Annotated in this window: 24 protein-coding genes; 8 read left to right on the top strand and 16 right to left on the bottom strand. The window is 62.7% G+C overall.

Annotation, left to right across the window (positions count from 1 at the left end):
- Nucleotide 1: 1 nt before the first annotated feature.
- Nucleotides 2-1729: an acyl-CoA dehydrogenase gene (locus I6A82_RS05305; RefSeq protein ID WP_198094047.1), complete on the bottom strand. Its 1728-nt coding sequence runs from the start codon at nucleotides 1727-1729 to the stop codon at nucleotides 2-4.
- Nucleotides 1730-1905: 176 nt separating this feature from the next.
- Between I6A82_RS05305 and I6A82_RS05310 the strand changes: the two genes are divergently transcribed.
- Nucleotides 1906-2832, top strand: a complete 927-nt coding sequence (locus tag I6A82_RS05310) for an L-threonylcarbamoyladenylate synthase (protein WP_198095494.1) — start codon at nucleotides 1906-1908, stop codon at nucleotides 2830-2832.
- Between the two features lie 22 nt (nucleotides 2833-2854).
- Here the strand turns inward: I6A82_RS05310 and I6A82_RS05315 are convergent, their stop codons facing one another.
- From I6A82_RS05315 to I6A82_RS05330, 4 genes are all read right to left on the bottom strand, one after another.
- Nucleotides 2855-3190 carry a hypothetical protein gene (locus tag I6A82_RS05315; protein ID WP_232343301.1) on the bottom strand — a complete coding sequence of 112 codons (336 nt, stop codon included), beginning with the start codon at nucleotides 3188-3190 and terminating at the stop codon, nucleotides 2855-2857.
- Between the two features lie 43 nt (nucleotides 3191-3233).
- A complete protein-coding gene (galU, locus tag I6A82_RS05320) occupies nucleotides 3234-4097 on the bottom strand; it encodes a UTP--glucose-1-phosphate uridylyltransferase GalU (protein WP_198094048.1) in 864 nt (287 codons plus the stop codon).
- A gap of 93 nt (nucleotides 4098-4190) precedes the next feature.
- Entirely contained in the window at nucleotides 4191-4727 is a 537-nt protein-coding gene (gene msrA / locus I6A82_RS05325; RefSeq protein WP_198094049.1) for a peptide-methionine (S)-S-oxide reductase MsrA, read from the bottom strand.
- 103 nt (nucleotides 4728-4830) lie between these two features.
- Nucleotides 4831-5850 carry a M48 family metallopeptidase gene (locus tag I6A82_RS05330; RefSeq protein WP_198094050.1) on the bottom strand — a complete coding sequence of 340 codons (1020 nt, stop codon included), beginning with the start codon at nucleotides 5848-5850 and terminating at the stop codon, nucleotides 4831-4833.
- A gap of 232 nt (nucleotides 5851-6082) precedes the next feature.
- On the opposite strand from I6A82_RS05330, the gene I6A82_RS05335 reads away from it, so the two are divergent.
- Together I6A82_RS05335 and I6A82_RS05340 are read left to right on the top strand one after the other, a co-directional pair.
- Nucleotides 6083-6574, top strand: a complete 492-nt coding sequence (locus tag I6A82_RS05335; RefSeq protein ID WP_187335419.1) for a hypothetical protein — start codon at nucleotides 6083-6085, stop codon at nucleotides 6572-6574.
- A 50-nt stretch (nucleotides 6575-6624) separates the two neighbouring features.
- Nucleotides 6625-7515, top strand: a complete 891-nt coding sequence (locus tag I6A82_RS05340) for a polysaccharide deacetylase family protein (RefSeq protein WP_198094051.1) — start codon at nucleotides 6625-6627, stop codon at nucleotides 7513-7515.
- A gap of 87 nt (nucleotides 7516-7602) precedes the next feature.
- Here the strand turns inward: I6A82_RS05340 and rpoC are convergent, their stop codons facing one another.
- Both rpoC and rpoB read right to left on the bottom strand, forming a co-directional pair.
- Nucleotides 7603-11853 (bottom strand): DNA-directed RNA polymerase subunit beta', encoded by a 4251-nt coding sequence (gene rpoC, locus I6A82_RS05345; RefSeq protein WP_198094052.1) that lies wholly within the window; start codon nucleotides 11851-11853, stop codon nucleotides 7603-7605.
- Between the two features lie 81 nt (nucleotides 11854-11934).
- Nucleotides 11935-16110 (bottom strand): DNA-directed RNA polymerase subunit beta, encoded by a 4176-nt coding sequence (rpoB, locus tag I6A82_RS05350; RefSeq protein ID WP_232343302.1) that lies wholly within the window; start codon nucleotides 16108-16110, stop codon nucleotides 11935-11937.
- Nucleotides 16111-16395: 285 nt separating this feature from the next.
- Between rpoB and I6A82_RS05355 the strand changes: the two genes are divergently transcribed.
- Nucleotides 16396-16620 (top strand): DUF3072 domain-containing protein, encoded by a 225-nt coding sequence (locus I6A82_RS05355; protein WP_198094053.1) that lies wholly within the window; start codon nucleotides 16396-16398, stop codon nucleotides 16618-16620.
- A gap of 82 nt (nucleotides 16621-16702) precedes the next feature.
- Here the strand turns inward: I6A82_RS05355 and I6A82_RS05360 are convergent, their stop codons facing one another.
- From I6A82_RS05360 to I6A82_RS05375, 4 genes are all read right to left on the bottom strand, one after another.
- Complete coding sequence (locus I6A82_RS05360) at nucleotides 16703-17749, bottom strand: glutathione synthetase (protein WP_198094054.1); 1047 nt, start codon at nucleotides 17747-17749, stop codon at nucleotides 16703-16705.
- Nucleotides 17746-18936: a tyrosine/phenylalanine carboxypeptidase domain-containing protein gene (locus tag I6A82_RS05365; protein WP_198094055.1), complete on the bottom strand. Its 1191-nt coding sequence runs from the start codon at nucleotides 18934-18936 to the stop codon at nucleotides 17746-17748. Before I6A82_RS05365 ends, I6A82_RS05360 begins: the two co-directional genes overlap by 4 nt.
- Nucleotides 18933-19763: an N-formylglutamate amidohydrolase gene (locus I6A82_RS05370; RefSeq protein ID WP_198094056.1), complete on the bottom strand. Its 831-nt coding sequence runs from the start codon at nucleotides 19761-19763 to the stop codon at nucleotides 18933-18935. Before I6A82_RS05370 ends, I6A82_RS05365 begins: the two co-directional genes overlap by 4 nt.
- A gap of 99 nt (nucleotides 19764-19862) precedes the next feature.
- A complete protein-coding gene (locus I6A82_RS05375) occupies nucleotides 19863-20417 on the bottom strand; it encodes an adenine phosphoribosyltransferase (RefSeq protein WP_198094057.1) in 555 nt (184 codons plus the stop codon).
- Between the two features lie 171 nt (nucleotides 20418-20588).
- Here I6A82_RS05375 and I6A82_RS05380 point away from each other — a divergent pair, with 171 nt between their 5' ends.
- From I6A82_RS05380 to I6A82_RS14620, 3 genes are read left to right on the top strand one after another with little or no spacing between them, the layout of a single operon-like run.
- The gene (locus I6A82_RS05380; RefSeq protein WP_198094058.1) at nucleotides 20589-21119 is read left to right on the top strand and encodes a DUF2975 domain-containing protein; all 531 of its coding nucleotides are present in this window, start codon (nucleotides 20589-20591) and stop codon (nucleotides 21117-21119) included.
- The gene (locus I6A82_RS05385) at nucleotides 21119-21322 is read left to right on the top strand and encodes a helix-turn-helix domain-containing protein (protein WP_198094059.1); all 204 of its coding nucleotides are present in this window, start codon (nucleotides 21119-21121) and stop codon (nucleotides 21320-21322) included. The genes I6A82_RS05380 and I6A82_RS05385 overlap by 1 nt, the downstream gene beginning before the upstream one ends.
- 11 nt (nucleotides 21323-21333) lie before the next feature.
- Nucleotides 21334-21456 carry a hypothetical protein gene (locus I6A82_RS14620; protein ID WP_269750368.1) on the top strand — a complete coding sequence of 41 codons (123 nt, stop codon included), beginning with the start codon at nucleotides 21334-21336 and terminating at the stop codon, nucleotides 21454-21456.
- A gap of 168 nt (nucleotides 21457-21624) precedes the next feature.
- Here the strand turns inward: I6A82_RS14620 and rplL are convergent, their stop codons facing one another.
- Together rplL and rplJ are read right to left on the bottom strand one after the other, a co-directional pair.
- Complete coding sequence (rplL, locus tag I6A82_RS05390; RefSeq protein ID WP_187335429.1) at nucleotides 21625-21999, bottom strand: 50S ribosomal protein L7/L12; 375 nt, start codon at nucleotides 21997-21999, stop codon at nucleotides 21625-21627.
- A 75-nt stretch (nucleotides 22000-22074) separates the two neighbouring features.
- On the bottom strand, nucleotides 22075-22590 hold the full coding sequence (rplJ, locus tag I6A82_RS05395; protein WP_187335430.1) for a 50S ribosomal protein L10: 516 nt from the start codon (nucleotides 22588-22590) through the stop codon (nucleotides 22075-22077).
- Between the two features lie 426 nt (nucleotides 22591-23016).
- Between rplJ and I6A82_RS05400 the strand changes: the two genes are divergently transcribed.
- Nucleotides 23017-23886 carry an SDR family oxidoreductase gene (locus I6A82_RS05400; RefSeq protein WP_198094060.1) on the top strand — a complete coding sequence of 290 codons (870 nt, stop codon included), beginning with the start codon at nucleotides 23017-23019 and terminating at the stop codon, nucleotides 23884-23886.
- A gap of 31 nt (nucleotides 23887-23917) precedes the next feature.
- Here I6A82_RS05400 and I6A82_RS05405 read toward each other — a convergent pair whose 3' ends face one another.
- The 3 genes from I6A82_RS05405 to I6A82_RS05415 are packed head-to-tail and all read right to left on the bottom strand — an operon-like array spanning nucleotide 23918 to nucleotide 26909.
- Nucleotides 23918-25171, bottom strand: coding sequence for an adenosylmethionine--8-amino-7-oxononanoate transaminase (locus tag I6A82_RS05405; RefSeq protein ID WP_198094061.1), 1254 nt, complete (start codon nucleotides 25169-25171; stop codon nucleotides 23918-23920).
- Complete coding sequence (bioD, locus tag I6A82_RS05410; protein WP_198094062.1) at nucleotides 25168-25791, bottom strand: dethiobiotin synthase; 624 nt, start codon at nucleotides 25789-25791, stop codon at nucleotides 25168-25170. The genes I6A82_RS05405 and bioD overlap by 4 nt, the downstream gene beginning before the upstream one ends.
- A complete protein-coding gene (locus tag I6A82_RS05415) occupies nucleotides 25788-26909 on the bottom strand; it encodes an 8-amino-7-oxononanoate synthase (protein ID WP_332310931.1) in 1122 nt (373 codons plus the stop codon). Before I6A82_RS05415 ends, bioD begins: the two co-directional genes overlap by 4 nt.
- Nucleotides 26910-26975 lie beyond the last annotated feature (66 nt).

A 26975-nucleotide genomic window follows, 5' to 3' on the forward strand; every position in this document is an offset into this window, starting at 1 on the left:
ATCAGGCTGCGAGTTCGGCGGCGGTCAAAGCATAAAGTGGCTCTGCCCCGGCGGTGGCGGAGGCTTCCAGACCGGTGGCCTCTGGCACCATCGCGGCGAGATAATAGTCCGCCGCGGCAATCTTGCCCTTCAGGAACGGATCGTCGCCGCCGGCCAGCTCATCCTGCGCGGCGGCGCGCTGCTTGGCCATCAGCCAACCGCTCACGAGCGTCGCGTACATGGTGAGGAAGGGCACGCTGCCGCCCAGCTTGTCGTCGATGCTCGCTTCGTCCTGCATCCAGTGGAGCACGCGGCCCGTGGCGGCGGCAAGATCGGCAAGCGGACCTTCCGCCTCGCCCGCGATGCGCTCCACCAGCCCGCGCGCGACGGCGCCGCCGTCCATCGACAGCTTGCGCCCGACAAGGTCCGCCGCCTGGATGCCGTTGGTGCCTTCGTAGATCGGGGCGATGCGCGCGTCGCGATAATGTTGCGCCGCGCCGGTTTCCTCGACGAACCCCATGCCGCCATGCACCTGAATGCCGAGGCTTGCGATCTCGATCCCAAGATCGGTGGCATAGGCCTTGGACAGCGGAGTGAGCAGATCGGCAAGGCCGCGCGCGTCCGTATCGCCCAGGGTCGCACGGTCGACCTGACCGCTGGCGTAATAGAGCAGCGCACGGATCGCCTGCGTGCCCGCCTTCATGCGCAGCAGCATGCGCCGCACATCGGGATGGTCCAGAATGGCGATCGGATCGCGGCTTTCCCCGCCGGCGCGCGCGGACTGGACGCGCTCCGCTGCGAAGGCGAGGGCCTGCTGCGTGGCGCGCTCACCGATTTGCACGCCCTGCAGGCCGACATTGAGCCGCGCATTGTTCATCATCGTGAACATCGCGCGCATGCCGCCATGCTCCGGCCCGATCAGATGGCCGATGCTGTCGCCATCCTCGCCATAAGCGAGAACGCAGGTGGGCGAAGCGTTGATGCCGAGCTTATGTTCGATCGAGACGGTGCGGACGTGGTTGTCCTCGCCCAGCGATCCGTCCGCATTGACGCGGGTTTTGGGCACCAGGAACAGCGAAATGCCGCGCGTTCCCGCCGGCGCATCGGGCGTGCGGGCGAGGACGAGATGGACGATATTTTCGGCCATGTCGTGATCGCCGAAAGTGATGTAGATTTTCTGGCCCTTGATGTTCCAGCCGCCGTCTTCGCGCGGGGTCGCCGTGGCGGTAAGCGCGCCGACATCGGACCCGGCCTGCGGCTCGGTGAGGTTCATCGTGCCGGTCCACTCGCCGGTGGCAAGCTTGGGCAGATAGAGTTCCTTCTGCTCCTCGCTGCCATGATGGACAATCGCCTCGACCGCGCCGACCGAGAGGATCGGGCAGAGCGTCAGCGCCATATTGGCCGCGCCCAGGCTTTCCAGCGCCACGGTGGCGAGCGAGAAGGGCAGTCCCTGGCCGCCATAGTCGGCAGGCGCGGCAATGCCCGCCCAGCCATTCTGCACATAGGCGTCCCAAGCGGCCTTGTAGCCGTCCGGCATCACCACATGGCCGTCCTGCATTTTCGCGCCCACGGTGTCGCCGATGCGGTTGAGCGGCGCGAACTCGTTCTCGGCGAAGTCGCCTACGCCTTCGACGATCGCCTGCACCATGTCCGGTGTAGCGTCGGCGAAGCGATTATGCCCGGCAAGCTCGTCGATGCCGGTGATATGGCGCAGCACGAACAGCTGCTCGCGGGTGGGGGCGGTGAACATGAAGGCTCTCCGAAAAAAGGGTTTGTATGCTTATAGGCATGTGGCCCGCGCTGCTGGAAGAGCAGGGCTTCATTTTCGCAAAAAAGAAAAACATCGCGGTGATGAAGGCGGGTCCCTATCACCCAGGTCATGCCCCGAAGGAAAGCGTTGGGCTCCAGCCTTGCGGGAGCGATGAGATGATCGACCAAGCCGATGATGCCGGTATCGAACGCGCCGCTGCTTTGCTCGGGTCCGGGCAGGCTGTCGCGCTCCCGACGGAGACGGTTTACGGGCTTGCCGCCGATGCCGCGCGCGACGACGCCGTAGCGGAAATCTATCGCATCAAAGGGCGGCCGAGCTTCAATCCGCTGATCGTGCATGTGCGCGATCGGGCACATGCGGAAACTCTAGCGCTGTTTGACGAGCGCGCGCGTGGGCTGGCCGAACGGTTTTGGCCGGGGCCGCTTACCTTGGTTCTGCCGCGGCGCGACGGCGCTCCATTGGCCGAAGCGGCGACCGCGGGGCTTCCCACCGTGGCACTGCGCTGCCCGGCGCATGCCGTGTTTCAGGCGGTGCTCGCGACCAGCCGTCTCGCATTGGCAGCGCCGTCCGCGAATCGCAGCGGCGCAATCAGTCCTTCCGAAGCCGCCCATGTCGCCGCGTCGTTGGGAGAGCGGGTGCCGCTGATCCTGGACGGCGGGCCGACGCGGCAGGGCCTCGAATCGACCATCGTGAAGCTGGAGCCGGAGGGCTGGCGTCTGCTACGTCCCGGTCCGCTGCCGCTGGAGGAGCTGATCGAAGCTCTCGGCAGCCCGCCCACAGCGGAAGCGGGGCAGGGGATCGAAGCACCGGGACAGATGGCGAGCCATTACGCCCCGTCGAAGCCGCTGCGGCTCGACGCCAAGAGCGGTGAAAAAGGCGAGTGGCTGATCGGTTTCGGTGAAGTGACGGGTGACGATACTCTATCGGTCGACGGAGACCTCGCCGAAGCCGCGGCCCACCTATATGCCGCACTGCACCGCGCGGATGCCAGCGACCGCGCGGCGATCGCGGTGGCACCGGTGCCAGATGGGGGGATCGGCGTAGCGATCAACGATCGGTTGAAGCGGGCCGCCGTGCGATAAGATGGCGCAATGCGAGGCGGTTTCAGACCGGCTCGTTCATCAGATACTCCATCTCGCGCTCGACCTTGTACAGGTCCGCGCAGGCATCATCGCCCGGATCGCGATCGCATTTGCGTTGCAGCTTGTCCCGTTCGCGCGAAAGTTTGCCCAGCCGTTCTTCGCGTCGGCGCAGATCGCGGCCACGCTTCTCGTCCCGCTCGGACTGGCTGACGGTGACCGCGTCGATGCCCGAACCCACCGCATTCACGCCGGTTTTGGCGATCTTGACGGGCAGCGTCACCACATCGGCCACGGTGCTGAGACATCCGCCGAGCATCGGGACGGCAAGCAGCAGGGGTAAGGCACGGAGCAAGGACATGAGGTTCACCCTAAGCTGCGCCGAGTAACGATATGGTGAACGATCAGTTCAGGAGATCGACCGCGAAGGCGCGGACTTCCTTCGCCAGTTCGGGCCGTTCGAGCGCCAGAGCGAGATTGGCCTTGAGATAGCCGACCTTCGAGCCGCAATCGAACCGTTCGCCGTCGAAGATATGCGCGTGGAAGGGTTGCTGGCCGATCATCTTGGCCATCGCGTCGGTAAGCTGGATCTCGCCCCCGGCGCCTGCTTCCTGCGTTTCCAGCACGCGCATCACCTCGGGCTGTAGGATATAGCGGCCGGATACGATGAGGTTGGAAGGCGCATCCTCCACCGCGGGTTTTTCGACGAGACCCTTCACTTCGGTCAGGCTGCCGTCGCTGTCGCCCGGATCGACCACGCCGTAGCTCGACACCGCGTCGCGCGGGACTTCGAGCACGCTGATCATGTTGCCGCCGACCTTTTCATAGGCATCCACCATCTGCTTCATGCAGCCGGGCGAACCGTGCATCATCTCGTCGGGCAGGAAGATGGCAAAGGGCTCATCGCCCACGATGTCGCGCGCACACCAGATCGCATGGCCCAGACCCAGCGGCTCCTGCTGACGAACATATACGCACGCGCCGGGGCCAAGGCGCGTGCCGTCCAGCAAATCCATGTCCTTGCCGCGCTCACCCATGGTCGTTTGCAGCTCATAGGCGATGTCGAAATGATCCTCGATCGCGCTTTTGCCGCGGCCCGTAACGAAGATCATCTGCTCGATCCCCGCTTCGCGCGCCTCGTCCACAGCATACTGGATCAGCGGCTTGTCGATCACCGGCAGCATTTCCTTGGGCACCGCTTTCGTCGCGGGGAGGAAGCGCGTGCCAAGGCCCGCGACAGGAAAAACGGCCTTGCGGATCGGTTTCATGAAATTGTCCCTGTCATTGCACAACGAGCCCCTGCCTTCGCAGGAGCTCGCTTTGTTTTCAACTGATCTGGGTTGTCGACTAATCTGGATTGGTCAGGCCGTCTCGCGCAACCTGTCCGCAAAGCCCTTCTTCAGCTTCTGAAGCTTGGGCGGAATCACCGCCATGCAGTAGGGATTGCCTTGCCCTTCGCCGTCCCAATAATCCTGATGATAATCCTCGGCAGGATACCAGGTGGTCGCTTCCTCGATAGTGGTGACGATTTCGCCCGAATGGTCCTTGGCCGCCCGGTCGATCGCGGCTTCGGCTTCCGCTTGCTGGTCATCGTCCAGCGGGAACATGGCGCTGCGATATTGGGTGCCGACATCATTGCCCTGGCGGTTGAGCTGCGTCGGGTCGTGCGTCGCAAAAAAGATATCCGCCAGATCGCCATAAGATATGACAGAGGGATCATAGGTGACCCGGATCGCCTCGGCATGACCGGTCGTGCCGGAGCAGACTTCGCGATACGTCGGATTGTCGACATGGCCGCCGATATAGCCGCTTTCGACTGCGCTAACGCCTCCAAGCTGCTTGAACACCGCTTCGGTGCACCAGAAGCAGCCGCCGGCAAATATGGCCTGTTCGCTCATGGGAGAGTTCCTTCCTGAAAATCACTTGTCCAGAAGATGGTGGCGGCAAGGGCCGTGGGCAAGGCCGCGGGTTTTGACGCGTCATGCCTAATGTCTGGAGAGACTATTTCAGGGAGGGGAGCGGCTGCGTCAGGATCGGTGGAACCTTCGCTCCATTGCGCGTGGCGGCGGTGGGCAGGCGGGCGATCTCCTCGTCAATCGCTTTGGCGCGTTCCTTCCAGCGCGCATGCGTGCCATCGCTGATCAGCCCCTCGCCATGTTCGCGGCCAAAACGTTCCCAGAAGCGGATCGCGCTGGCGGGATCGTAACCGGCATTGGCGAGCAGCCAGACCGACAGCCGGTCCGCCTCCTCCTCGGTCTGCCGGATCCGGCGCGGGTTCTTGCCGAACATCCGCCCGATGCCACGCTTGATGTCGACAGCGTTCAGCCGTTCGCGATGGCGCAGGACATTGTGGGCAAATTCGTGCGCGACGACGGCGGCGAGCTGACCCTCGCCATCGGGCGCACCCAGCGCATATTGCATAAGCGGCAGGTTCACGCTGACCATCCGCCCATCCGCGCCCGCGTCATAACCTTTCTCGATCAACAGCTGAAAGCGCGTGGCACAGGCGGGGGCTGGGGTCAGCGTGATCGAAAGGGGACGGCCGTGACGCAGAAGATCGAGCGTAACGGGGTGGCCTGCCGAAGTGGCGGCGGCAAAAGCGTCCGCGATGCGCTGGATGCGCGTATAGGGATCGTCCGTCAGCCCCTCGGTCATCGCTTCGATGCGCTGCGTCTGCGTGCCGTATTGGAGGGCGACCAGCGCGTCGCCCGGCACAATAGCAGCGGTCTCTCCAGGGCTGCCTGGCACCACCGCTTCGACTTCGACCGGGCTTTCGAACGCGAACACGCCGGCAATCGCATCGCGATCCCCATATTGCGCGATGTCGTGCAATTGCAGACCGGTCGCGCCGTCCAGCCGCTCGCACAGCGGTGCGTTGGCGGTGGCGAGGCGGTAGCCGATGGTGGCGAGTTGTCCGTCCATCGCCTGCAGTTCGTGATAGGGCGAGGCATATTGCGACGCGGCAGCAGGCGTCGGTCCGAGCGTAGAAATCGCGATAAGCAGAGGGACGAGGGCACGCATGAGCCGCCTTCTAGCGCGGCATCGCTGAATGTGCAGCAACCTCCGCAAAGCAGTCCGTGGGCGCCCATCGATCTGGGCCATCGCCGCGTGCAGCGGAAGGCGAGCCATAAGAAATAATAAGGATCAGCCGGGCGCTGTTGAAGCGGCCCTTTCGTGAAAAGGAACCTGTCGTTACTACTGCGCGCTGCTGACAGGCCAGACCGCGCCACCGTCCAGTAGAAAGGCTTCAGCGATGACACCGGAACGCAAGGCGCTAATCGCTAGCGTCAGCATTTTTCTGTTCGGCGGGCTCGGATATTGGGCCAATGGCCTCATCTATTCCAGCGCCAAGGCGCTCGATATGATCGAAACGCTGCGCGGTTCAGCCCTCTATCTGGGCAGTGCCATGGCCACCAGCTCGGGCACGACGCTGGCTTTGATGCTCACGCTCGTCGGTTTCATGATGCGTCTCGATACCGAGTTTGACCGTTCGGTGTACAAGCGGATCAAGAATATTGCGCTGTTCAGCACGCTGTCGCTGGCGGGATCGGTGATCCTGCTCCTGGTGTTGACGCTGCCGATCGGACAGTTCGAGAAGGTACCGGCGCAGTGGTATCCGATCCTTTACACCGTGATCTACACGCTGGTGATCTTCCTCGCGGGTCTGCTGGTGGGTACCGTGACGCTGGTGTTCGGCACCGTGCTTCTGTTGATTCAAAACGTGACGCCGGGCGACGAAGCCTAGTCGCCTGATCGCCCCGGGCACGTTTCCGGCGGCTGCGCGTTCGCAGCGCCATGAAACCACAGCATCAACGGTACCCCTATAGTGCGATCGTCGATCGCCCTTCGTTCGATTGGCCCGGTGGACGCCGTGTCGCGCTCTACATCGGCGTAAACCACGAAGTCTTTCACTTCGGCAAAGGGCTGGGTGCGACGCTGGCGCCCTCTCAGACCGAGCCTGATGTGATGAACTACGCCTGGCGCGATTACGGCAACCGCGTTGGCGCGTGGCGCATGTTCGATCTCTTTGACGAACTGGACCTCAAGACCACCGCGCTCGTGAATGCCGAACTGGTCGAGCGTTGCCCGCGGCTGGTGGAAGCGTGCCGCGACCGGGGGGACGAGATCGCCGCGCACGGCATGACCAATGCCGAGGCGCAGGGGGCGATGGACGAAGCGGCAGAACGCGCGATGATCGAGCGGACGACGCAAGCGCTCGCCTCGATGGGCGCAAGGCCGCGCGGTTGGCTCGGCCCCTGGATATCACAGAGCGAGCAGACGCCCGATCTGCTTGCGGAGGCGGGCTATGACGATCTGCTGGACTGGGCGCATGACGATCAGCCGGTCTGGTTCGAGACGCGATCCCGGCCCATCCTGTCGGTGCCCTATTCGCAGGAGATCAACGACATTCCGGCGATCGTCGCACGTCAGCAGGAGGCGGAAGGCTTTGCGACGATGATCGAGCGCGCGGTCGAGCAGCTATTGATCGACGGCCGGAAGCATCCGGTGGCGCTTGGCATCGCGCTGCATCCCTATGTGATGGGGCAGGCACACCGCCTTCCGGCTCTCCGCGAAGTGCTGAAAAGGCTGCGCGAAAAAACCGACGAGGGCATCTGGTGGACCACCGCGGGGGAAATTGCCGACCATCATCGGCGGATCGAGAGCGCGAACGACACAAGCCGATAGCTTCAAGGCTCAGCCGACCCAATGAAAAAGCCCGCCGGATCGTCTCCGGCGGGCTTTTTCTTTTTCGAACCGAAAAGCTTGGGAAGCTTATTCCGGAGCCGGGCCTTCGCCAGCGCTGTCGGTGACGACTTCACCGAGCGGATCGCTGGTCGCCACAGCGGCGTCCGCGTCCTGCTTCAGTTCGGCCTCATGCTCTTCGGCGGCAGTCTGCGCGGCGATGAGCTCTTCCTGGATCTTGCGCTGCTGGGCACGTAGCGCCGTATCGCGGCTGTTGGCCGCAATGCGCACGCGGTTCATCGCCGCGCCGGTACCGGCGGGGATGAGGCGGCCCACGATCACATTCTCCTTGAGGCCCGTCAGAACGTCCTTCTTTCCTTCGACCGCGGCCTGCGTGAGCACGCGCGTGGTTTCCTGGAACGAAGCGGCCGAGATGAACGAGCGCGTCTGTAGCGAAGCCTTGGTGATGCCGAGCAGCACCGGCTTGCCTTCCGCAGGCGTCTTGTTCTTGCCCAGCTTGGCGTTGATCGCGTCCATCTCCTCACGGTCGACCTGCTCTCCGGGGAGGAGAGTGGTGTCGCCGCCGACGGTGATCTCAACCTTCTGCAGCATCTGACGAACGATCGTCTCGATGTGCTTGTCGTTGATCTTCACGCCCTGCAGTCGATAGACTTCCTGGATTTCGCTCACCAGGAACTCGGCCAGCGCCTCGACGCCCATGACTTCCAGGATGTCGTGCGGGTTCGGAGAACCGCCGATCAGGTTATCGCCCTTGCGGACGAAATCGCCTTCCTGAACGTCCAGCACCTTGGTCTTGGGGATCAGGTACTCAACCGGATCGCCCTCTTCCGGAACGATCGCGATCTTGCGCTTGGCCTTGTAGTCGCGAACGAACTCGACCTTGCCCGAGATCTTGGCGATGATCGACACATCCTTCGGGATGCGCGCCTCGAACAGCTCGGCAACACGCGGCAGACCGCCGGTGATGTCGCGCGTCTTGGCAGCTTCGCGGCTGACACGAGCCAGCACGTCGCCCGCTTCCACCTGCTGACCGTCTTCGACCGACAGCATGGTGCCGGGGCCGAGGAGGTACTTCGCAGCTTCGCCCGAATCCTCGTCCAGCAGCGTCAGGCGAGGACGCAGGTCCTCCTTCTTGCCACGGCCGGTTTCGCGATATTCGGTGACGACGCGCTGGGCGATACCCGTCGCTTCGTCGGTCTGCTCGGTGAGCGTCTTGTTGTCGACCAGATCCTGGAACTTCACCATGCCCGGCTTTTCCGTGATCACCGGCTGGGTGAACGGATCCCACTGGGCCAGCTTATCGCCGGGCTTCACGCTGTCGCCATTGTCGACATCCAGCACCGTACCATAAGCGATGCGGTGGACGGCCAGCTCGCGGCCTTCCTTGTCCGTGATGACCAGCTCGCCCGAGCGGCTCATCGCCAGACGGCGGCCACGCTTGTCGACGATCGTCGGCAGGTCGCGCAGTTCGATCACGCCTTCATGGCTGGCTTCGAGGTTGGACTGCTCGTTGAGCTGTGCCGCGCCGCCGATGTGGAACGTCCGCATCGTCAGCTGGGTGCCGGGCTCACCGATCGACTGGGCGGCAATCACGCCGACCGCTTCGCCGATGTTCACGGGCGTACCGCGGGCGAGATCGCGCCCGTAGCACTTGCCGCACACGCCGACCTTGGATTCACAGACGAGAGGGCTGCGGATCTTGAGCGACTGCAGGCCCATCTCCTCGATCTTGGCGACGGCATATTCGTCCAGCATGGTGCCGGTCTTGTAGACCACTTCGCCATCCTCGACGATGTCCTCGCCGATGGTACGGCCCAGCACGCGCTCGCCGAGCGAGGCGATGGTGGAGCCGCCCTGGATGATCGCGCGCATTTCGAGCAGACGCTCGGTGCCGCAATCTTCCTCGACGATGGTGCAATCCTGGCTGACGTCGACCAGACGGCGGGTCAGGTAACCCGAGTTCGCCGTCTTGAGCGCGGTGTCGGCCAGTCCCTTACGGGCGCCGTGGGTGGAGTTGAAGTATTCAAGGACGGTCAGACCTTCCTTGAAGTTCGAGATGATCGGCGTCTCGATGATCTCGCCGCTCGGCTTGGCCATCAGGCCGCGCATACCGGCAAGCTGCTTCATCTGGGCCGGGCTACCACGGGCACCGGAGTGGCTCATCATGTAGATGGCGTTCACTTCGGCTTCGCGGCCATTCTCATCCTTCGGCGTGGCCTTCAGCTTTTCCATCATGGCGTTCGCCACCTGGTCGCCGCAACGGCTCCAGCAGTCGATAACCTTGTTGTACTTTTCCTGCTGCGTGATCAGACCGTCCTGATACTGCTGCTCATAGTCCGCCACGGTGGCCCGCGCGTCCTCGACCAGCTGAATCTTCTCTTCCGGAATGATCATGTCGTCCTTGCCGAAGGAGATGCCGGCCTTGAACGCGTTGCGGAAGCCCAGCGTCATGATGGCGTCGGCGAACAGCACCGTGTCCTTCTGGCCGGTGTGACGATAGACCTGATCAATCACATCGCCGATTTCCTTCTTGGTGAGCAGGCGGTTGACCAGCTCGAAGGGCACCTTGTGGCTCTGCGGCAGACATTCGGCCAGCAGCATACGGCCCGGCGTCGTTTCGACGCGCTTCATATACTGCTTGCCGTTCTCGTCCGCCTGCGGAACGCGGCTGACGATCTTGGAGTGCAGCGACACCGCGCCCACTTCCAGTGCCTGATGCACTTCGGCCATGTCGGACAGCATCATGCCTTCGCCGGGCTCACCCTCACGGTCCATCGAGAGGTAGTAGAGACCCAGGATCATGTCCTGTGAAGGAACGATGATCGGCTTGCCGTTGGCAGGCGACAGGATGTTGTTGGTGCTCATCATCAGCACGCGCGCTTCCAGCTGCGCCTCGAGGCTCAGCGGGACGTGCACGGCCATCTGGTCACCGTCGAAGTCGGCGTTGAAGGCCGAGCAGACGAGCGGATGCAGCTGGATCGCCTTACCCTCGATCAGCACGGGCTCGAACGCCTGGATGCCGAGACGGTGGAGCGTCGGTGCGCGGTTGAGCATCACGGGATGCTCACGGATCACCTCGTCCAGGATGTCCCAGACTTCCTTGCGCTCCTTCTCGACCCACTTCTTCGCCTGCTTCAGGGTCATGGAGAGACCCTTGGCATCGAGACGGGCATAGATGAACGGCTTGAACAGCTCGAGCGCCATCTTCTTGGGCAGGCCGCACTGGTGCAGCTTGAGTTCCGGCCCGGTCACGATGACCGAACGGCCCGAATAATCGACGCGCTTGCCGAGAAGGTTCTGACGGAAGCGGCCCTGCTTGCCCTTCAGCATGTCGGACAGCGACTTCAGCGGACGCTTGTTGGCGCCCGTGATCGTACGGCCGCGACGGCCGTTATCGAACAATGCGTCGACCGATTCCTGCAGCATGCGCTTTTCATTGCGCACGATGATGTCCGGTGCGCGCAGCTCGATCAGGCGCTTCAGGCGGTTGTTGCGGTTGATCACGCGGCGATAGAGATCGTTCAGATCCGACGTCGCGAAGCGGCCACCGTCCAGCGGCACCAGCGGGCGCAGTTCCGGCGGAATGACCGGCACGACTTCCAGGATCATCCATTCCGGGCGGTTGCCGGAATCGATGAAGCTTTCGACCACCTTCAGGCGCTTGATGATCTTCTTGGGCTTGAGCGTGGACTTGGTGGTCTCCAGCTCTTCCATCAGATCGTCGCGCTCACGCTCCAGATCGAGATCCATGAGCATGATCTTGACCGCTTCCGCGCCGATGCCGGCGGAGAAGGCGTCCTCGCCATATTCGTCCTGCGCTTCGAGCAGCTCGTCCTCGGTCAGCAGTTGGAACTTCTCCAGTGCGGTGAGGCCCGGCTCGATCACGACATAGTTTTCGAAGTACAGGATGCGCTCGAGCTGCTTCAGCTGCATGTCGAGCAGCAGGCCGATGCGGCTCGGCAGGCTCTTCAGGAACCAGATATGCGCAACCGGCGCGGCCAATTCGATATGGCCCATGCGCTCGCGGCGGACCTTGGTGACGGTCACCTCGACGCCGCACTTTTCGCAGACGATGCCCTTATACTTCATGCGCTTGTACTTGCCGCACAGGCACTCGTAATCCTTCACCGGACCGAAGATGCGGGCGCAGAACAGGCCGTCACGCTCGGGCTTGAACGTACGATAGTTGATCGTCTCCGGCTTCTTGATCTCGCCGAAGGACCAGCTGCGGATGCGCTCGGGGCTCGCGAGACCGATCTGGATCTCGTCGAACGTCTCGGGCTTGGCGACCGGATTGTTGAATTTGCTCAGTTCGTTCATTTTTGTTCCTCTTTGGACCGATAGGCCCATTCAGATACTGTCAGGGTCGGTGGGGGAGGGCGGCCGCGGCCGCCCCGACCCTTATTCGGCCGCCTGCGGAAGCGCGTCCGGGCCGTCCTCGCCGTCTTCGCTGTCGTAGCTGCGCAGATCGACGTTGAGGCCGAGCGAGCGCATTTCCTTCACGAGCACGTTGAAGCTTTCCGGAATACCCGCCTCGAAGGTGTCGTCGCCCTTGACGATCGCTTCGTAGACCTTGGTGCGGCCGATCACGTCGTCCGACTTCACCGTCAGCATTTCCTGCAGCGTGTAGGCCGCGCCGTAGGCCTGGAGCGCCCAGACCTCCATCTCACCGAAGCGCTGTCCGCCGAACTGCGCCTTACCGCCCAGCGGCTGCTGGGTGACTAGGCTGTACGGCCCGATGGAACGCGCGTGGATCTTGTCGTCCACCAGGTGGTGCAGCTTCAGCATGTAGATGTAGCCGACGGTCACCTTGCGGTGGAAACGATCGCCCGTACGTCCGTCGTAGAGCGTGACCTGGCCCGAGGTATCGAGCCCGGCGCGCTCCAGCATCTCGGACACGTCCGCCTCGCGCGCACCGTCGAACACCGGGGTGCCCATGGGAACGCCGAAGGTGGTGTGCTCGGCCAGATCGATGATCTCGGCATCCGAACGCGCCTTGATCTCCTCGTGGTAATCCTCGCCATAAGCGGTGAGCAGGCGCTCACGGATCGCTTCGGGCGGGGAGCCCGCTTCCGGATTGGGGTTGGCATGGCGCCAGGCGTCCAGATCCTGCTGGATCTGCTGCCCAAGACCGCGTGCGGCCCAGCCCAGATGCGTCTCGAAGATCTGCCCGACGTTCATGCGCGAAGGCACGCCCAGCGGGTTCAGCACGATATCGGCATGCGTCCCGTCTTCGAGGAACGGCATGTCCTCGATCGGCAGGATGCGGCTGATGACGCCCTTGTTGCCGTGACGGCCGGCCATCTTGTCGCCCGGTTGCAGCTTGCGCTTCACCGCCACGAAGACCTTGACCATTTTGAGCACGCCGGGAGCCAGCTCGTCGCCGCGCTCCAGCTTCTCGCGCCGGTCTTCGAACTTCTCGACGATCAGCTTCACCGCTTCGTCATACTGGGCCTTCACCGCTTCGAGGTCCGACTGAACTTTGTCGTCGGCAACCGCGAACTTCCACCATTCGTGCTTCTCGGTCTCTTCCAGAAGCTCTTCGGTCAGCTCGCTGCCCTTCTTCACGCCCTTGGGCGCTGCGGTTGCGGTCTGGCCAACCAGCATCTCGCGAAGCCGGTTGTAGGTGGCGCGGTTCAGAATGGATCGTTCGTCCTCGCGGTCCTTCGCAAGGCGTTCGATTTCCTCGCGTTCGATCGCCAGAGCACGCTCGTCCTTGTCGATGCCGTGACGGTTGAACACGCGAACCTCGACCACCGTGCCGGCAACGCCGGGCGGCAGACGCAGCGAGGTGTCACGCACGTCGGACGCCTTCTCACCGAAGATGGCGCGCAGAAGCTTTTCTTCCGGCGTCATCGGGCTTTCGCCCTTCGGCGTGATCTTACCGCACAGGATATCGCCCGGATGCACTTCGGCGCCGATATAGACGATGCCCGCTTCGTCGAGGTTGCGCAGCGCTTCCTCCCCCACATTGGGGATGTCGCGGGTGATGTCTTCCGGCCCAAGCTTCGTATCGCGGGCCATGATCTCGAATTCCTCGATATGGATCGAGGTGAACACATCGTCCTTTACGATGCGCTCGGAGATCAGGATCGAGTCCTCATAGTTATAGCCGTTCCAGGGCATGAACGCGACGAGGCTGTTCTTGCCGAGCGCCAGCTCACCCAGCTCGGTCGACGGACCGTCGGCGATGATGTCACCGGCGGCGACATGCTCGCCCACCTTCACCAGCGGGCGTTGGTTGATGCAGGTGTTCTGGTTCGAACGCTGGAACTTCTGCAGACGATAGATGTCCACACCGGACTTGCCGGCTTCGACTTCGCCCGTCACGCGGATCACGATACGGGTGGCGTCCACCTGATCGACGATACCGGCGCGCTTGGCGCCGATCGCCGCGCCCGAATCGCGGGCCACGGTGGCTTCCATGCCGGTGCCGACCAGAGGCGCCTCGGCGCGCACCAGCGGCACGGCCTGACGCTGCATGTTGGCGCCCATCAGTGCGCGGTTGGCGTCATCGTTTTCCAGGAACGGAATCAGGGACGCACCGACCGACACCAGCTGCTTGGGGCTGACGTCCATCAACGTGATGATGTCGCGCGGCGCCATCAGGAATTCGCCCGCCTGACGGCTGGAGACGATATCCTCGACAAACGCACCGTCTTCGGTCAGCTCGGCATTGGCCTGGGCCACCGTGTGCTTCTGCTCTTCCATCGCGGAGAGATAGACCACTTCGCTGGTGACCTTGCCGTCTTTCACCAGACGGTAAGGCGTCTCGATGAAGCCGTATTTATTGACGCGGCTGAACGAAGCGAGCGAGTTAATCAGGCCGATGTTCGGGCCTTCCGGCGTCTCGATCGGGCAGATACGGCCATAGTGCGTCGGGTGAACGTCGCGGACTTCGAAGCCTGCGCGCTCACGCGTCAGACCGCCCGGCCCGAGGGCCGAAACGCGGCGCTTATGGGTGACTTCCGATAGCGGATTGGTCTGGTCCATGAACTGCGAGAGCTGGCTGGAGCCGAAGAACTCGCGCACGGCAGCCACAGCGGGCTTGGCGTTGATGAGGTCGTTCGGCATCACGGTCGACACGTCGACGGAGCTCATGCGCTCCTTCACGGCGCGCTCCATGCGCAGCAGGCCGACGCGGTACTGGTTTTCCAGCAGCTCGCCCACCGAACGCACGCGGCGATTGCCGAGATTGTCGATATCGTCGATCTCGCCCTTGCCGTCCTTCAGGTCGACCAGTTCCTTGACTACGGCGAGGATATCCTCGGTACGCAGCGTCGTCACCGTGTCCTCGGCATCGAGGTCGAGGCGCATGTTCAGCTTCACGCGGCCCACGGCGGACAGATCGTAACGCTCGGGATCGAAGAACAGGCCTTCGAACAGCGCATCGGCGGTCTCGCGGGTCGGCGGCTCGCCGGGGCGCATGACGCGGTAGATCGCGTCGAGACCCATGTCGCGGTTTTCGGCCTTATCGGCCTTCAGCGTGTTGCGGATCCAGGCACCGGTGCTGAAGTGATCGATGTCGAGCAGTTCGAGCGTCTTGATCTTGGCATCGTCGAGCTTTTCCAGATTCTCCGCGGTGACTTCGTCGCCCGCTTCGATGTAGATTTCGCCCGTCTTTTCGTTGATCAGATCGAACGCGCTGTAGCGGCCGAAGATTTCCTCGGTCGGGATCAGCAGCTCTTCCATGCCGTCGTTCTGCGCCTTCTTGGCGGCGCGCGGCGTGATCTTCTGACCGGCGGCGAAGACGACTTCGCCGGACTTCGCGTCGACGATGTCGAACGCCGGCTTCTGGCCGCGCCACGCTTCGGCGACGAACGGAATCTTCCAGCCGTCCTTCGCACGCTCGAACGTCACGCGGTCGTAGAAATGACCCAGGATCTGCTCGTCGTCCATGCCCAGGGCATAGAGCAGCGTCGTCACCGGCAGCTTGCGCTTGCGGTCGATACGCACGTTGACGATGTCCTTGGCGTCGAACTCGAAATCGAGCCACGAACCGCGATAGGGGATCACGCGTGCGGCAAACAGGAACTTGCCGGACGAGTGGGTCTTGCCGCGGTCATGATCGAACAGGACGCCCGGCGAACGGTGCATCTGCGAAACGATGACGCGCTCGGTTCCGTTGATGAAGAAAGTGCCGTTCGACGTCATGAGCGGCATGTCGCCCATGTAAACGTCCTGCTCTTTGATATCGAGCACGGAGCGGGCTTCAGTGTCGGGATCAACCTCGAACACGATGAGGCGCAGCGTCACCTTCATCGGCGCGGCATAGGTGATGCCACGCTGGCGGCATTCCTCGACGTCGAACTTGGGGTCTTCCAGTTCGTAGTGCACAAAATCGAGCTCGGACGTTCCGGCGAAATCGCGGATCGGGAAGACGCTGCGCAGCGTCTTTTCCAGGCCCGACACATAATCGATGGACGGATCGGAGCGCAGGAACTGCTCATAGCTCTCGCGCTGAACCTCGATCAGGTTCGGCATCTGGATGACTTCGTGAATATCGCCGAAGATCTTCCGGATGCGCTTCTTGCGCGTGGGAACATCGACCATCGTGTCGGAAAGCTTGGTTGCCATGTCAGTTTGTGCCTCGTTGAGCCGCAATAAATGTCTCGAAGCGCTGGGGCCGAATACGCGAAAAGGCCGCACGGCTTACTCCCCGGAAGGAGGCCTGCAGCTGTTTCTGACGCATCGGTAGGACCGGCCGATCAATTCTTGAGGTGCGCTGCGCGACGGCGACCTGTCCCGATCGGGGCGGTTGAGCTTGGATATAGGGCAGTGGAGCCGTTTGGTCAAGCTGGCCGGGAACCGAATGGCGCTCATAGGGTTGGGAAGAACAAACAGAAAACGAAAGGCCAAGAAATGACCGATCATATCGAAAACCCGAAATTGCAGGATCATCCAGCAGACAATGCCGAGAAAGATCCGGAAAACTGGGTGACGGGCGATGAGCCTATGACGGGCGCACAGAAAAGCTACCTGACCACGCTGTGCGAGGAGGCTGACGTTGAGCTGCCCGAAAAGGGCATGACCAAGGCCGAAGCTTCCGAGCGGATCGACGAGCTGAAAACCAAACTCGGAAAATAACGCTTCGCAATGCCGAAAAAAACCGCCGCCTCGGCAAGAGCTGGGGCGGCGGTTTTTTATGAGCAGGAAGCGCGTTGCCGCGTCAGATCACCGCAAGCTGCCGGTTGGTCAGCTTGCCGCCATATTGTTTCTGCAGGCGCACCTTACGGGCCAGATCTTCGATGATGACCTTTGAAAAGTCCACGTCGGTCAGATCCTCGATATAGGTGAGCCCGCCCGGCGTATCCACGTTCACCTCCATCATCTTGTCGCCCGCGATATCGAGTCCGGCCAGATACATCCCGTCATCGATCAGCTTGGGGCCGACGATCTCGGCGACTTTCAGCATGTCGTCGGTCGGCTCGATCATCTCCACGCCGCCGCCGGCCGAAATGTTGGAGCGCATGTCCTCACTCTGCGAAAAGCGGCGCATGATCGCGTAGCAGTTGTCCACTTTCAGCGGGCGGCCGTTGAGCGTAATCATGCGAACATCGCCTTCGGCCGCTGCGGGGAGATATTCCTGAATGATGGCATAGCCGTCGCGCGTCACAGCTTCGATGATCTGGTTGAGGTTCTTCTTATTGCCCTCATCGATGATGAAGACGCCCTGGCCGCCCGATCCCTGCAAAGGTTTAATGACGCCTTTTCCGTCATGCTTTTCCAGGAAGGATTTGATCTCGTTCGCCTCGCGCGTGATGCAGGTGGCGGCGCGCACCTCTTCGGGGAAATTCTGGAAATAGGTCTTGTTCACCGCATCGGTGAGGTTCTCCGGATCGTTCAGCACGATCACCCCATGGCTGGCCGCAACCTGCGCAAATAGCAGGCCCGCGGGCGGCGCCCAGTCGCGCTCGCCAAGCTCCTCCGCCGGGTCGGAGCGCAGCATGAGCACATCATAATCCTCCACGCAGATGCGCTGTTTTTCGTTCTCCGGATCGTGGAGATGCTTGAGATAATTGCTGTCGTTCTTGAATTTCTTCTGCTGGCCCAATGTCGCCATCGCGCAGATCGAGCCCTCGGCATCGTAGATGAAGTCGCCCAGCCCGATCAGCGCCACTTCATGCCCCAGCGCACTGGCTTTGCGCGCCAGGCGGATGGTGGTGTAATTGTCCTTTTCGGTTTCGACCTTGTTGACGGCAAATGCTATTTTCATGACTCGGAACTCTCTTGATATAGCTGCGTGATATCGAGCGTGCGGACACGGTCGAGGCGTTTCATGGCGTCGAGATCATCGAGGTAGCGCGGCAGCAGATCCGGCTTCAGCAATAGACCTTCGTCGATCAGTCGCTCCAACGTGTGGAGCTGCTTCAGCGCGAACTTGCCGACAAACAGGATCTCGAAATCACCGCCATTGGCGAGATAGTCCATGATCTCCATGATCCCGCGCAGGTAGACCGCGTCCTTGGTCAACCCGCCGCCGCGTTTGGCGCGCAGAGCGGTGTGAAAAGCGCTATGCTCATCAAGCTTATAGTCCTCGTACAGCGTCGCGAAGATTTCCGGCATCTCGCAATCGAGCACCGCCATATGCGCTGCTTCCACGCGCGCCGCGAGCACACGCAGGCGGGAGGCGGGCAGGTAGCCGCACAGATATTCGGCAAGGACGGCAAGTCCTTCCTGCATCCGATCATAATCGGCGAGGCCGCATTCCAGAACGCGGAGCGGTTGCAGGCGGCCATTGTGGCGGGTGACGCTGTGCGTGCCGATCTCATGCGCCAAGAGAGGGATGATGCGCGCGCGCTCGATCTCGTAATCGCAGGCGACATGCAGATTGCCCTGTATGGTGACGAGCTGCGTGCCGCGATTGGGGTTTTTCACCACTTTCTGCCGAAACTCGGAGCTCCGCTCACGATAGGCGGCCATTTCTTCCTCGCCGCATGCGATCACCGCGTCGGCGTCCGCATCGCGCGGACCGGCATCGATCACCGGCACCTCATCGCGAATGGTGCGCGCTGCGGCGAGCAGGCTTTCGGACACATTGCCGAACAGGTCCAGACTGGTCAGGACGAAGCCGGGCCTGTCGCGAAAACGCACGAGCTCGATCTGCCGATCCAGTTCGCGCTGCTTCTCGATCAACAGCGCCTCGAACATCGGGCTATCGAAATCATGGAAGTGCAGCGACAAAAGCTCGCGCCGCATATCGGTGAGATTATCTGGCAGCGCCTCATATTCGAAGGCCGGTGCCTTCTTGAAGCCGCTGTCCTTGAAGCCCGTCCAAATCGCATCGATATTGGTCGGCGTCAGACGGCCGAGCCAGTCGATCTCGTCTTCCAGTTTCTCGAGATGCTCATCGATCCGCAGCGTCTGCGGGTGCAGTTCGATCGCGTCCTGTGCCTCGCTCATCGGCCCGCCTCCGCCATGTTCCTGAGTGTGGCCCGCGCACCCTCGACCGCGAGCAGCAATCCCTGGCGAAGATGCTGGAGCGCGAAGATGTCCGCCTCTTCGCTCCATTCGTCCATGAAGATCTTCTTATATTCCAGCGTCATGACACAGGCATCCGGCCCGTAGATGCTGTGCAGCCATTCAGGAAAATTGCCACCATCTTCCCAGCGGACGTTGATGCCGACCGATGGCGCGCTGCCATTCACCGGCACGCTGCCCAGCGTCTCGGCAAATTGATCCAGCAGATCGCCGTAGACATCCTTGTTCAGCGTGGTCGCGCCGATATCGATATCCGGGTTCTTTTCGGCCGGGGCAGGCGCGCCATCCGGCCCTTCGCGTTTGAAATTATAGCTGTGAATGTCGAGGAGCAGGATGCGGCCATGCTCCTTGATCCGATCATCGCACAACCGCCGCATCGCGCGGTAAAAGCGATCGTGAATCTCGCGGCTCTTCTCCATAAGCTCATCGGGCAGCGCGTCGTCCCAGATGCGCAAGTCCCAGGTCTTGGCCGGATCGCGTGTGATGCAGATATCGCGCGGGCGATTGAGATCGCATTCGAAGCGCGAGACATTGGCGCGCACGCTGGTATCGGCCACGGTCAGGAAGTAATCGGTGAGAGGGTCTTCCTCGCGCAGGCGGCCCTTGTCCTCGATCGCAAGATAAGGCTTCAGCTCTTCGCGGATGCGATGTCCGGAATGGATGGCGGTGGCGATGATAGGGCCTTCGCCGGTCTGGACCTGCCAGTCGGCCCCATCGGGCGTGGTTGTATCGGGAGAGTAACGGTTCATATGCCCACCAATGGGCGGGCGCGCGATTGGTTCACCGGGCCGCGCCGCCGGGCGTTCCCTAATCCGCTAAGGGCGGCGCTTATTCGCTAGGGGCTTGGCTTATTCCCCTGCGAACGCGATCAGGTGCCGTTCGTCGATGCCCGCTTCGCGCAACCGGGCTGCGCCGCCCAGATCGGGCAGGTCGATCACGAACAGCGCCGTCTCCACCACCGCGCCTGCGCCGCGCAGCAGCTCTACCGCTGCAAGCGCCGTGCCGCCGGTCGCGATCAGGTCATCCACCAGCAGCACGCGCTGGCCGGGCCCCACGGCATCGGCATGCATTTCAATCCGGTCGGTGCCATATTCGAGCATATAGTCGATGCCCACGCGCTGGCCCGGCAACTTGCCCGGCTTGCGCAGCATGATTTTGCCAAGGCCCAGTACGTAGGACAGGGCCGAGGCAATGATGAAGCCGCGCGCCTCGAGCCCTGCGATCAGATCATAGTCTTCCCCTTCGACCAGCGCGGCGAGCCGATCGATCGTCTGCCGGAACCCATCGCCATCAAGAAGCAGGGTGGAGATATCGCGAAACAGGATGCCGGGCTTGGGATGATCGGGAATGGTCCGCACCAGCGCGGCGAGATCGGCGTTATCGGTCGCGGAGGCATCGGTCATCGGCATCTATTCCGGCGTCGGGAGAGGAGCTTTCGTGAAGCCGCACGCCCCGCGCCTGTCAAGCGAAGCGATGGAGCAACGTCCGCCGGATATCGTAATTCGATAAATCCGCTTGCCAGCCTGCGAGATCAGATATATCGAAAATCGATAAGTGATTTATCGGAGGACAATATGAACGAACCCATGAACGACGGCGTTCTGAAGGCTGCCGCCATCATCATCCTGATCTTTCGCACGCTGATGTGGATTGCGTTCGGTGCCCTCCTGATCCTTCTTCCGGTCCTGTGGATCTATGGCGGCAATCTCGACAGCGAGATCCTGAAGGCCGGTGCAGACTCGTCCGATCCGATGATAAAGATGATGATAAGCGCCGTGGTGGCAGGGGCGGCTGCGGTGATCTTCCTTTTCATTCGTTTCCTCACCGAACTGCAGGGCATCGTCGCTTCGGTGGGGCAGGGCGATCCGTTCGCGCGGGAGAATGCGCGGCGGTTACGGCGAATGGCCTGGCTCGCGCTGGCGATGGAGATAGGTGCCGTCGTGCTGGGGCTGATCGGCCTGTGGGCGGCCGCTTATTCAGACAAGATCGATATCGATTTCGACATTTCGGTTACGGGCATCCTGCTCATCTTACTTTTGTTCGTGCTGGCCCGGGTGTTCGAGCGCGGCGCGGACATGCGCGAGGAAATCGAGGCCACGGTCTAATGGCAATTCAAGTGCGCCTCGATGATCTTCTGCACGAGCGACGGATGACGCTGACCGAATTGGCTGACCGCGTTGGAATCACGCTTGCTAATCTGTCGATCCTGAAGACGGGCAAGGCCAAAGCCGTGCGTTTTTCAACGCTGGAGGCAATTTGCGATGCGTTGGATTGTCAGCCGGGTGATCTTTTGATATATTCGCCCTAAGGGAGAATAGCATGCCGAAACTTGGTGTTTTGTTGCTCGCGGGGGCTCTGCTCGGCCTTGCTGGTTGTGCGGAACAGAGCGAAAGCGGACATAAGGAGAAGCCGACCTACTCCATCCCCGTGCCACTGGCCTGAGCCACTTCTCTTTCGCAAGCTATTAAGGCGGCCCCGCGGGAGCCGCCTTTTTTGTGCCCGAAGGCGGGCGCGCCTTGCGAGTCGCGGAGCCAATAAAAAAAGGCGGCCTCCACCGGGGAGACCGCCCTTTTTCGTAATCATGTTCCGGCCCGGGAGGCCGGAGCTGAATTACTTCAGCTCGACGGTGCCGCCGGCTGCTTCGATCTTGCTCTTGATCTCTTCGGCTTCGGCCTTGTTCACGCCTTCCTTGATCGGCTTGGGCGCGCCTTCGACGAGAGCCTTGGCATCGGTGAGGCCCAGGCCGGTGATGGCGCGGACTTCCTTGATGACCTGGATCTTCTTGCCACCGTCGCCGGTGAGAACCACGTCGAACTCGTCCTTTTCTTCGGCTGCGGCTTCACCGCCACCAGCTGCCGGGGCCGCAACGGCCACGGCTGCGGACGCGGACACGCCCCACTTCTCTTCGAGGGCCTTGGAAAGCTCGGCGGCTTCCAAGACGGTGAGTTCGCTCAGCTGTTCTACGAGCTTTTCGATGTCTGCCATGTTCAATACGCTCCGTTTTTCTAATCTATCTACGCCGCTGCCAGAAGGGCAGCCGGCTTTGGTTCAATGGTAGTTTTATGCGGCTTCCTTGGCGCCATAGGCACCGAAGACGCGGGCCAGCTGGCCGGCCGGCTCGGCGACGACGCGGGCGATCTTGGTTGCCGGAGCCTGGATGAGGCCGACGATCGTTCCACGCAGTTCATCGAGCGAGGGCATGGACGCCAGGGCTTTGACACCGTCCGCATCGAGCAGGGTCTCACCCATCGCACCGCCGACAATTTCAAGCTTGTCGTTGGTCTTGGCGAACTCGATCGCAACCTTGGCGGCAGCGACGGGGTCCGACGATGTGGCGAGCGCCGTCGGACCGGTCAGCATGTCGCTGATCTGGCCGTAGGGCGTTCCGTCGAGAGCGATACGGGCAAGGCGGTTCTTGGCGACCTTGTAGCTGGCGCCGGCTTCACGCATCTGAGAGCGCAGTTCGGTGGACGCTGCCACCGTAAGCCCCAGATTGCGCGTGACGACGACCACGGCAGCATCGTTGAACGTGGCGTTCAGCGATTCAACCGACTCGGTCTTTTCAGCACGGTTCATGCTTTTCTCCTTGTCCATGAAGAGCCGATCGGAATCGGTTCTCCACACGCGAAAATCGAACAGGGCAGCGGGCCGCCCGGCTCGTTACGATATGTCCGTGGGGAAAAGGTGAGCCACGCGCCGCCGCGAAGAACGGGATGCGATGGCAGGGGCGGCGGTGCCGCGCCCAAATTTCAACTGTCCCCGTCTAGGCTGGAAATTAAGCCCCCCAAATCAGGGGCACCGGCTGTCTCGGACGGTGAGCGACCGGCAGGGCCGATCAGTCGGGGCGGGTAATTAGCGTTCGGCGCGGTAAAGTCAAGCGCAGCTCCGTAGGACTGCCCGCCCACCGAACCTATGTTGAATGGAAAAATGCGCGGGCGGCGCGAACTGTGCAAGGCGGCGGACGTTGCCCTTTCCGAACCCCCAAAGGAAAGGCACGCACTCATGAGCGACAAGCAGCATTTCATCGAGCCCATCGACGAAGAGCCCCGGATGCCGGGCTCCGAAGCGGACATGGATGACAAGCCGGAATGGCGTCCACGTTATGCCGGTTCGGACCGGCTAACGGGCAAGACCGCGATCGTTACCGGCGCGGACAGCGGCATCGGCCGCGCTGTCGCCGCACTGTTCGCGCGCGAAGGCGCCGATATCGCGATCGTCTATTATGCCGAAGAGGAAAGCGAGGACGCGCGCCGCAGCAAACAAATCGTCGAAGAAGAAGGACGCAAGGCGATCCTCCTGCGCGGAGATCTCGGCGACAGCGAGTTCGCGCGCGACGTGGTTCAGCAAGTGATGGACGAGTTCGGCCAGCTGGATCTGCTGATCAACATCGCGGGCGAACAGCATCCCGATTACAATCTGGAGGATATTACGGAAGAGCAGCTGCGCCGCACCTTCCAGTCCAACATCTTTTCCATGTTCTTCCTGACCCAGGCCGCTCTGCCGCACATGAAAAAGGGCGCGGCGATCGTGAACTGCACCAGCGTCACCATGTATCAGGGGCAGCCGATCCTGCTCGATTACAGTTCGACCAAGGGGGCGATCACCGCTTTCACGCGCTCTTTAAGCCAGAATGTAATGGACCGCGGTATTCGCGTGAACGCCGTTGCGCCCGGCCCGATCTGGACGCCGCTCAACCCTTATGGCGGTCAGCCACCGGAAGAGATGGACGATTTCGGTGAAGACACGCCCATGGGGCGTCCCGGCCAGCCCAATGAGGTGGCGCCGAGCTTCCTGTTCCTTGCTTGCGAGGATGCCAGCTATATGAGCGGCCAGGTGCTCCACCCGAACGGCGGCATGATCGTTCAGAGCTGACGCGGTTCCCGATAAGCCCGCGACCGCGTCGTCACCCGGCGACGCGGTCGATCACTTCGTCGATCGCTGTGTAAACCGCATCGAGCTGCTCCTCGCTGATGCAATAAGGCGGCATCACATAGACCGTGTTGCCCAGCGGACGCAGCAGCACGCCGCGTTCGCGGAACATTGCAAGCATCCTGGGTGCAAGGTCTGACAGATAGCCCTCTGCCGCGCCGACATCGACTGCGGTGATCGTGCCGAGTTGGCGGGGATTGCGCACGGCGGGATGCCGGGCGAGCGTGGCCAGCCGCTCCGTCTGCCGCTGCGCCAAAGTAGCGATTCGCTCGCGCACCGGCTCTTCGCGCCAGATCGCGAGGTTGGCATTGGCCGCGGCACAGGCGATGGGGTTGGCGGTGTAGCTGGACGAATGAAAGAACATGCGCCCGCGATCCTGGCTGAAATGCGCTTCGTAGATCGGCTCGCTCGCCATCGTCACCGCCAGCGGGATCGCGCCGCCGGTGAGGCCCTTGGAGAGGCAGAGGATGTCGGGTACAACCCCGGCTTGTTCGCAAGCCAGCAGCGTGCCGGTGCGGCCCCAGCCGGTCATTACCTCATCGGCGATGAATAGCGTGCCGTACGTCGCGCAGATGCGTGCCATTTCGGCCAGGGTGTCTGCGCCATATGTCAGCATGCCGCCCGCGCCGAGCAGCAGCGGCTCGACGATGAAAGCGGCGGCACCTTCGCGGCAGGCGGCATCGAGCGCGTCCAGCGCCGCCTGCTCCGCGCCCGTGGCGGGAAAAGGGATGGAGGTGACGTCGAACAGCAGCGGCTGATAGGCGCGGTTGAACGCGCCGCGCGCGCCGACCGACATCGTCCCGATCGTATCGCCATGATAGCCATGGTCCATCACGACGATGCGGTGCCGCTCCTCACTGCGATGCAGCCAGTAGCCGAGCGCCATTTTCAGCGCGACTTCGACGCTGGTGGAACCGGAATCGGAGAAGAACACGCGCGTCAGGCTGTCGGGCATGATGGCGCGCAAACCCGCTGCCAGCGTCTCGGCAGGCTCGTGCGTCCAGCCCGCGAAAATGATCTGGTCCAGCCGCGCGGCCTGATCGGCGATGGCGGCGGCGATCCGCGGGTTTGCGTGGCCGTGCGTCGTCACCCACCAGGAGGAAATGGCGTCGATCACCTCTGCGCCGTCCTCCAGCTGCAATACCGCACCTTTGGCGGAGGCAACCTGGGGGATCGGCTCGCGAAGGCCATGCTGCGTGAACGGGTGCCAGATGGAGGAGCGGGTCATGCGAATTGCTCCAGTTCGAACGCACTCGCAAAGGCGGTGGCCAGAGTCTGAGGCGTGAGCGGATCGAGCAGCGGCAGGCGGCCCAGCCGCGGCACGCCGCCGATCGCGCAGATGGTAGCCTCGCTGTCCGGTTCCGGTTCGCCGATGAAGGAGATGCCGAGGATGGATACTTTGCGCGAACGCAGGGCCTCGATCGTCAGCAGGCTGTGATTGATCGTGCCGAGCGCGGTGCGCGCGACGATGATGGTGGGGGCTCCCCAACGTGCGAAGAGATCGGCGTAAAGCAGATCGCGCGTCACCGGCACCAGCGCGCCGCCCGCGCCCTCGACCACCAGCGGCCCCGCAATATCCGGCAAATCGAGCTGTGCCGGATTGATCGTCACGCCGTCGATCTCGGCCGCGCGATGCGGCGAGCAGGGCGTGGTGAGGCGGAAAGCCTCGGGCAGAATCTTGTCTTTTGGCACACCCAAGGCGGCAACGCGGCCGCTGTCGCTGCCGTCGTCCAGGCCCGCCTGCACCGGCTTCCAGTAATGCGCCCCCAGCGCAGCGGCGAGGCCCGCGGCAAAGACGGTCTTGCCGATATCGGTATCGGTGCCGGTGACGACGAGAGGGCGGTTCATAGAAGCTCCTTCAAGGTATCGGCCAGCGCGTGGATCGCGGCCTCGTCGGTGTTGAGCGTGATCGAAACTCGCAACCGCGCGGTGCCGGGTGGCACCGAGGGCGGGCGGATGCCGCGCACGTCGAAACCGCGGGCCTGCAACGCGGCGGCGACGGTCATGGTCCGGGCGTCGTCGCCCAAGATGATGGGCTGGATATGCGTTCCGCTTGGCGTGATGCCGAGCGGTCCGAAGGCGGTCTTTGCGGCGTCGATCAATGTCCGCAGGCGTGTCCGGCGCTCATCCTCTACCGCCGTCGCTGCCAGTGCCGCGCGCACGACCGCCGCCATGAGCGGGGAGGGGGCGGTGGAGAAAATGAAGCTGCGGCCCCGGTTGATCAGGAAATCGCGCAACGGCGCGGGCGCCAGAATCAGCGCGCCTTCGCAGCCCAAAGCCTTGCCGCAGGTGGCCAGAAGCACCGCATTATCGTGGCCCTGAAGCCCGGCAGCGAGGCCCCGTCCCTGCGGGCCACAGGCGCCCACGGCATGCGCCTCGTCGACCAGCAGCATGGTGCCCTCGCGTTCTGCCAATGCGACGAACTCGGCCACCGGCGCTGTATCTCCGTCCATGCTGTAGAGCGTCTCGAACGCAATCCAGACGGTGCCGCGCCCGCCCTCGCGCCGCCACGTCGCAATCGCAGCGGCGGCGGCGGCCACATCATTATGCTCGAACGAACGGGCCGGGGCGCGGGATAGGCGCATCCCCTCATGCGCGCTGGCATGGATTAGGGCGTCGTAGAGAATCAGATCATCCGGTTGCGGCAGCGTGGCGAACAGCAGGCTGTTGGCGGCAAATCCTGACCCCACATAGAGCGCCGATGGCGCGCCGAAGAAGCGCGCAGCCTCTTCTTCCAGCGCCTGATGTTCTGAACCGTGACCGCGCAGCAGCCGCGACCCGCCCGAACCCAACGGCACCCCGCGTTCGAGCGCAGCGATCGCCGCGCCGCGCAAAACGTCCGACCCGGCGAGGCCGAGATAGTCGTTGGACGAAAAATCCCGGCCCGCGGGCAGGGCGAGCGCGCGGCGACGGCCCGCCTGTTCCAGACGCTGAATATCCTGCTGGTAGAAATCGGAAAGTGTCACGGCGGCACCGTCCCTAAGCGAGGCGAGCCGGGCTGCAAAGGCTTGCCGCGCCGGACGACTGCTAAG

This window comes from Novosphingopyxis sp. YJ-S2-01, from assembly GCF_016093175.1.
GTDB lineage: Bacteria > Pseudomonadota > Alphaproteobacteria > Sphingomonadales > Sphingomonadaceae > Novosphingopyxis > Novosphingopyxis iocasae.

Coding starts and splice junctions, on each gene's coding strand:
- I6A82_RS05375 (WP_198094057.1), bottom strand. CDS start 20,417: ATGACCGATGCCTCCGCGACCGATAACGCCGATCTCGCCGCGCTGGTG.
- I6A82_RS05380 (WP_198094058.1), top strand. CDS start 20,589: ATGAACGAACCCATGAACGACGGCGTTCTGAAGGCTGCCGCCATCATC.
- I6A82_RS05340 (WP_198094051.1), top strand. CDS start 6,625: ATGAAACCACAGCATCAACGGTACCCCTATAGTGCGATCGTCGATCGC.
- rplJ (WP_187335430.1), bottom strand. CDS start 22,590: ATGAACCGTGCTGAAAAGACCGAGTCGGTTGAATCGCTGAACGCCACG.
- galU (WP_198094048.1), bottom strand. CDS start 4,097: ATGAAACCGATCCGCAAGGCCGTTTTTCCTGTCGCGGGCCTTGGCACG.
- I6A82_RS05365 (WP_198094055.1), bottom strand. CDS start 18,936: ATGAGCGAGGCACAGGACGCGATCGAACTGCACCCGCAGACGCTGCGG.
- I6A82_RS05305 (WP_198094047.1), bottom strand. CDS start 1,729: ATGTTCACCGCCCCCACCCGCGAGCAGCTGTTCGTGCTGCGCCATATC.
- I6A82_RS05355 (WP_198094053.1), top strand. CDS start 16,396: ATGACCGATCATATCGAAAACCCGAAATTGCAGGATCATCCAGCAGAC.
- rpoC (WP_198094052.1), bottom strand. CDS start 11,853: ATGAACGAACTGAGCAAATTCAACAATCCGGTCGCCAAGCCCGAGACG.
- I6A82_RS05310 (WP_198095494.1), top strand. CDS start 1,906: ATGATCGACCAAGCCGATGATGCCGGTATCGAACGCGCCGCTGCTTTG.
- I6A82_RS14620 (WP_269750368.1), top strand. CDS start 21,334: ATGCCGAAACTTGGTGTTTTGTTGCTCGCGGGGGCTCTGCTCGGCCTT.
- bioD (WP_198094062.1), bottom strand. CDS start 25,791: ATGAACCGCCCTCTCGTCGTCACCGGCACCGATACCGATATCGGCAAG.
- msrA (WP_198094049.1), bottom strand. CDS start 4,727: ATGAGCGAACAGGCCATATTTGCCGGCGGCTGCTTCTGGTGCACCGAA.
- rpoB (WP_232343302.1), bottom strand. CDS start 16,110: ATGGCAACCAAGCTTTCCGACACGATGGTCGATGTTCCCACGCGCAAG.
- I6A82_RS05405 (WP_198094061.1), bottom strand. CDS start 25,171: ATGACCCGCTCCTCCATCTGGCACCCGTTCACGCAGCATGGCCTTCGC.
- I6A82_RS05385 (WP_198094059.1), top strand. CDS start 21,119: ATGGCAATTCAAGTGCGCCTCGATGATCTTCTGCACGAGCGACGGATG.
- I6A82_RS05315 (WP_232343301.1), bottom strand. CDS start 3,190: ATGTCCTTGCTCCGTGCCTTACCCCTGCTGCTTGCCGTCCCGATGCTC.
- I6A82_RS05400 (WP_198094060.1), top strand. CDS start 23,017: ATGAGCGACAAGCAGCATTTCATCGAGCCCATCGACGAAGAGCCCCGG.
- I6A82_RS05360 (WP_198094054.1), bottom strand. CDS start 17,749: ATGAAAATAGCATTTGCCGTCAACAAGGTCGAAACCGAAAAGGACAAT.
- I6A82_RS05330 (WP_198094050.1), bottom strand. CDS start 5,850: ATGCGTGCCCTCGTCCCTCTGCTTATCGCGATTTCTACGCTCGGACCG.
- I6A82_RS05370 (WP_198094056.1), bottom strand. CDS start 19,763: ATGAACCGTTACTCTCCCGATACAACCACGCCCGATGGGGCCGACTGG.
- rplL (WP_187335429.1), bottom strand. CDS start 21,999: ATGGCAGACATCGAAAAGCTCGTAGAACAGCTGAGCGAACTCACCGTC.
- I6A82_RS05335 (WP_187335419.1), top strand. CDS start 6,083: ATGACACCGGAACGCAAGGCGCTAATCGCTAGCGTCAGCATTTTTCTG.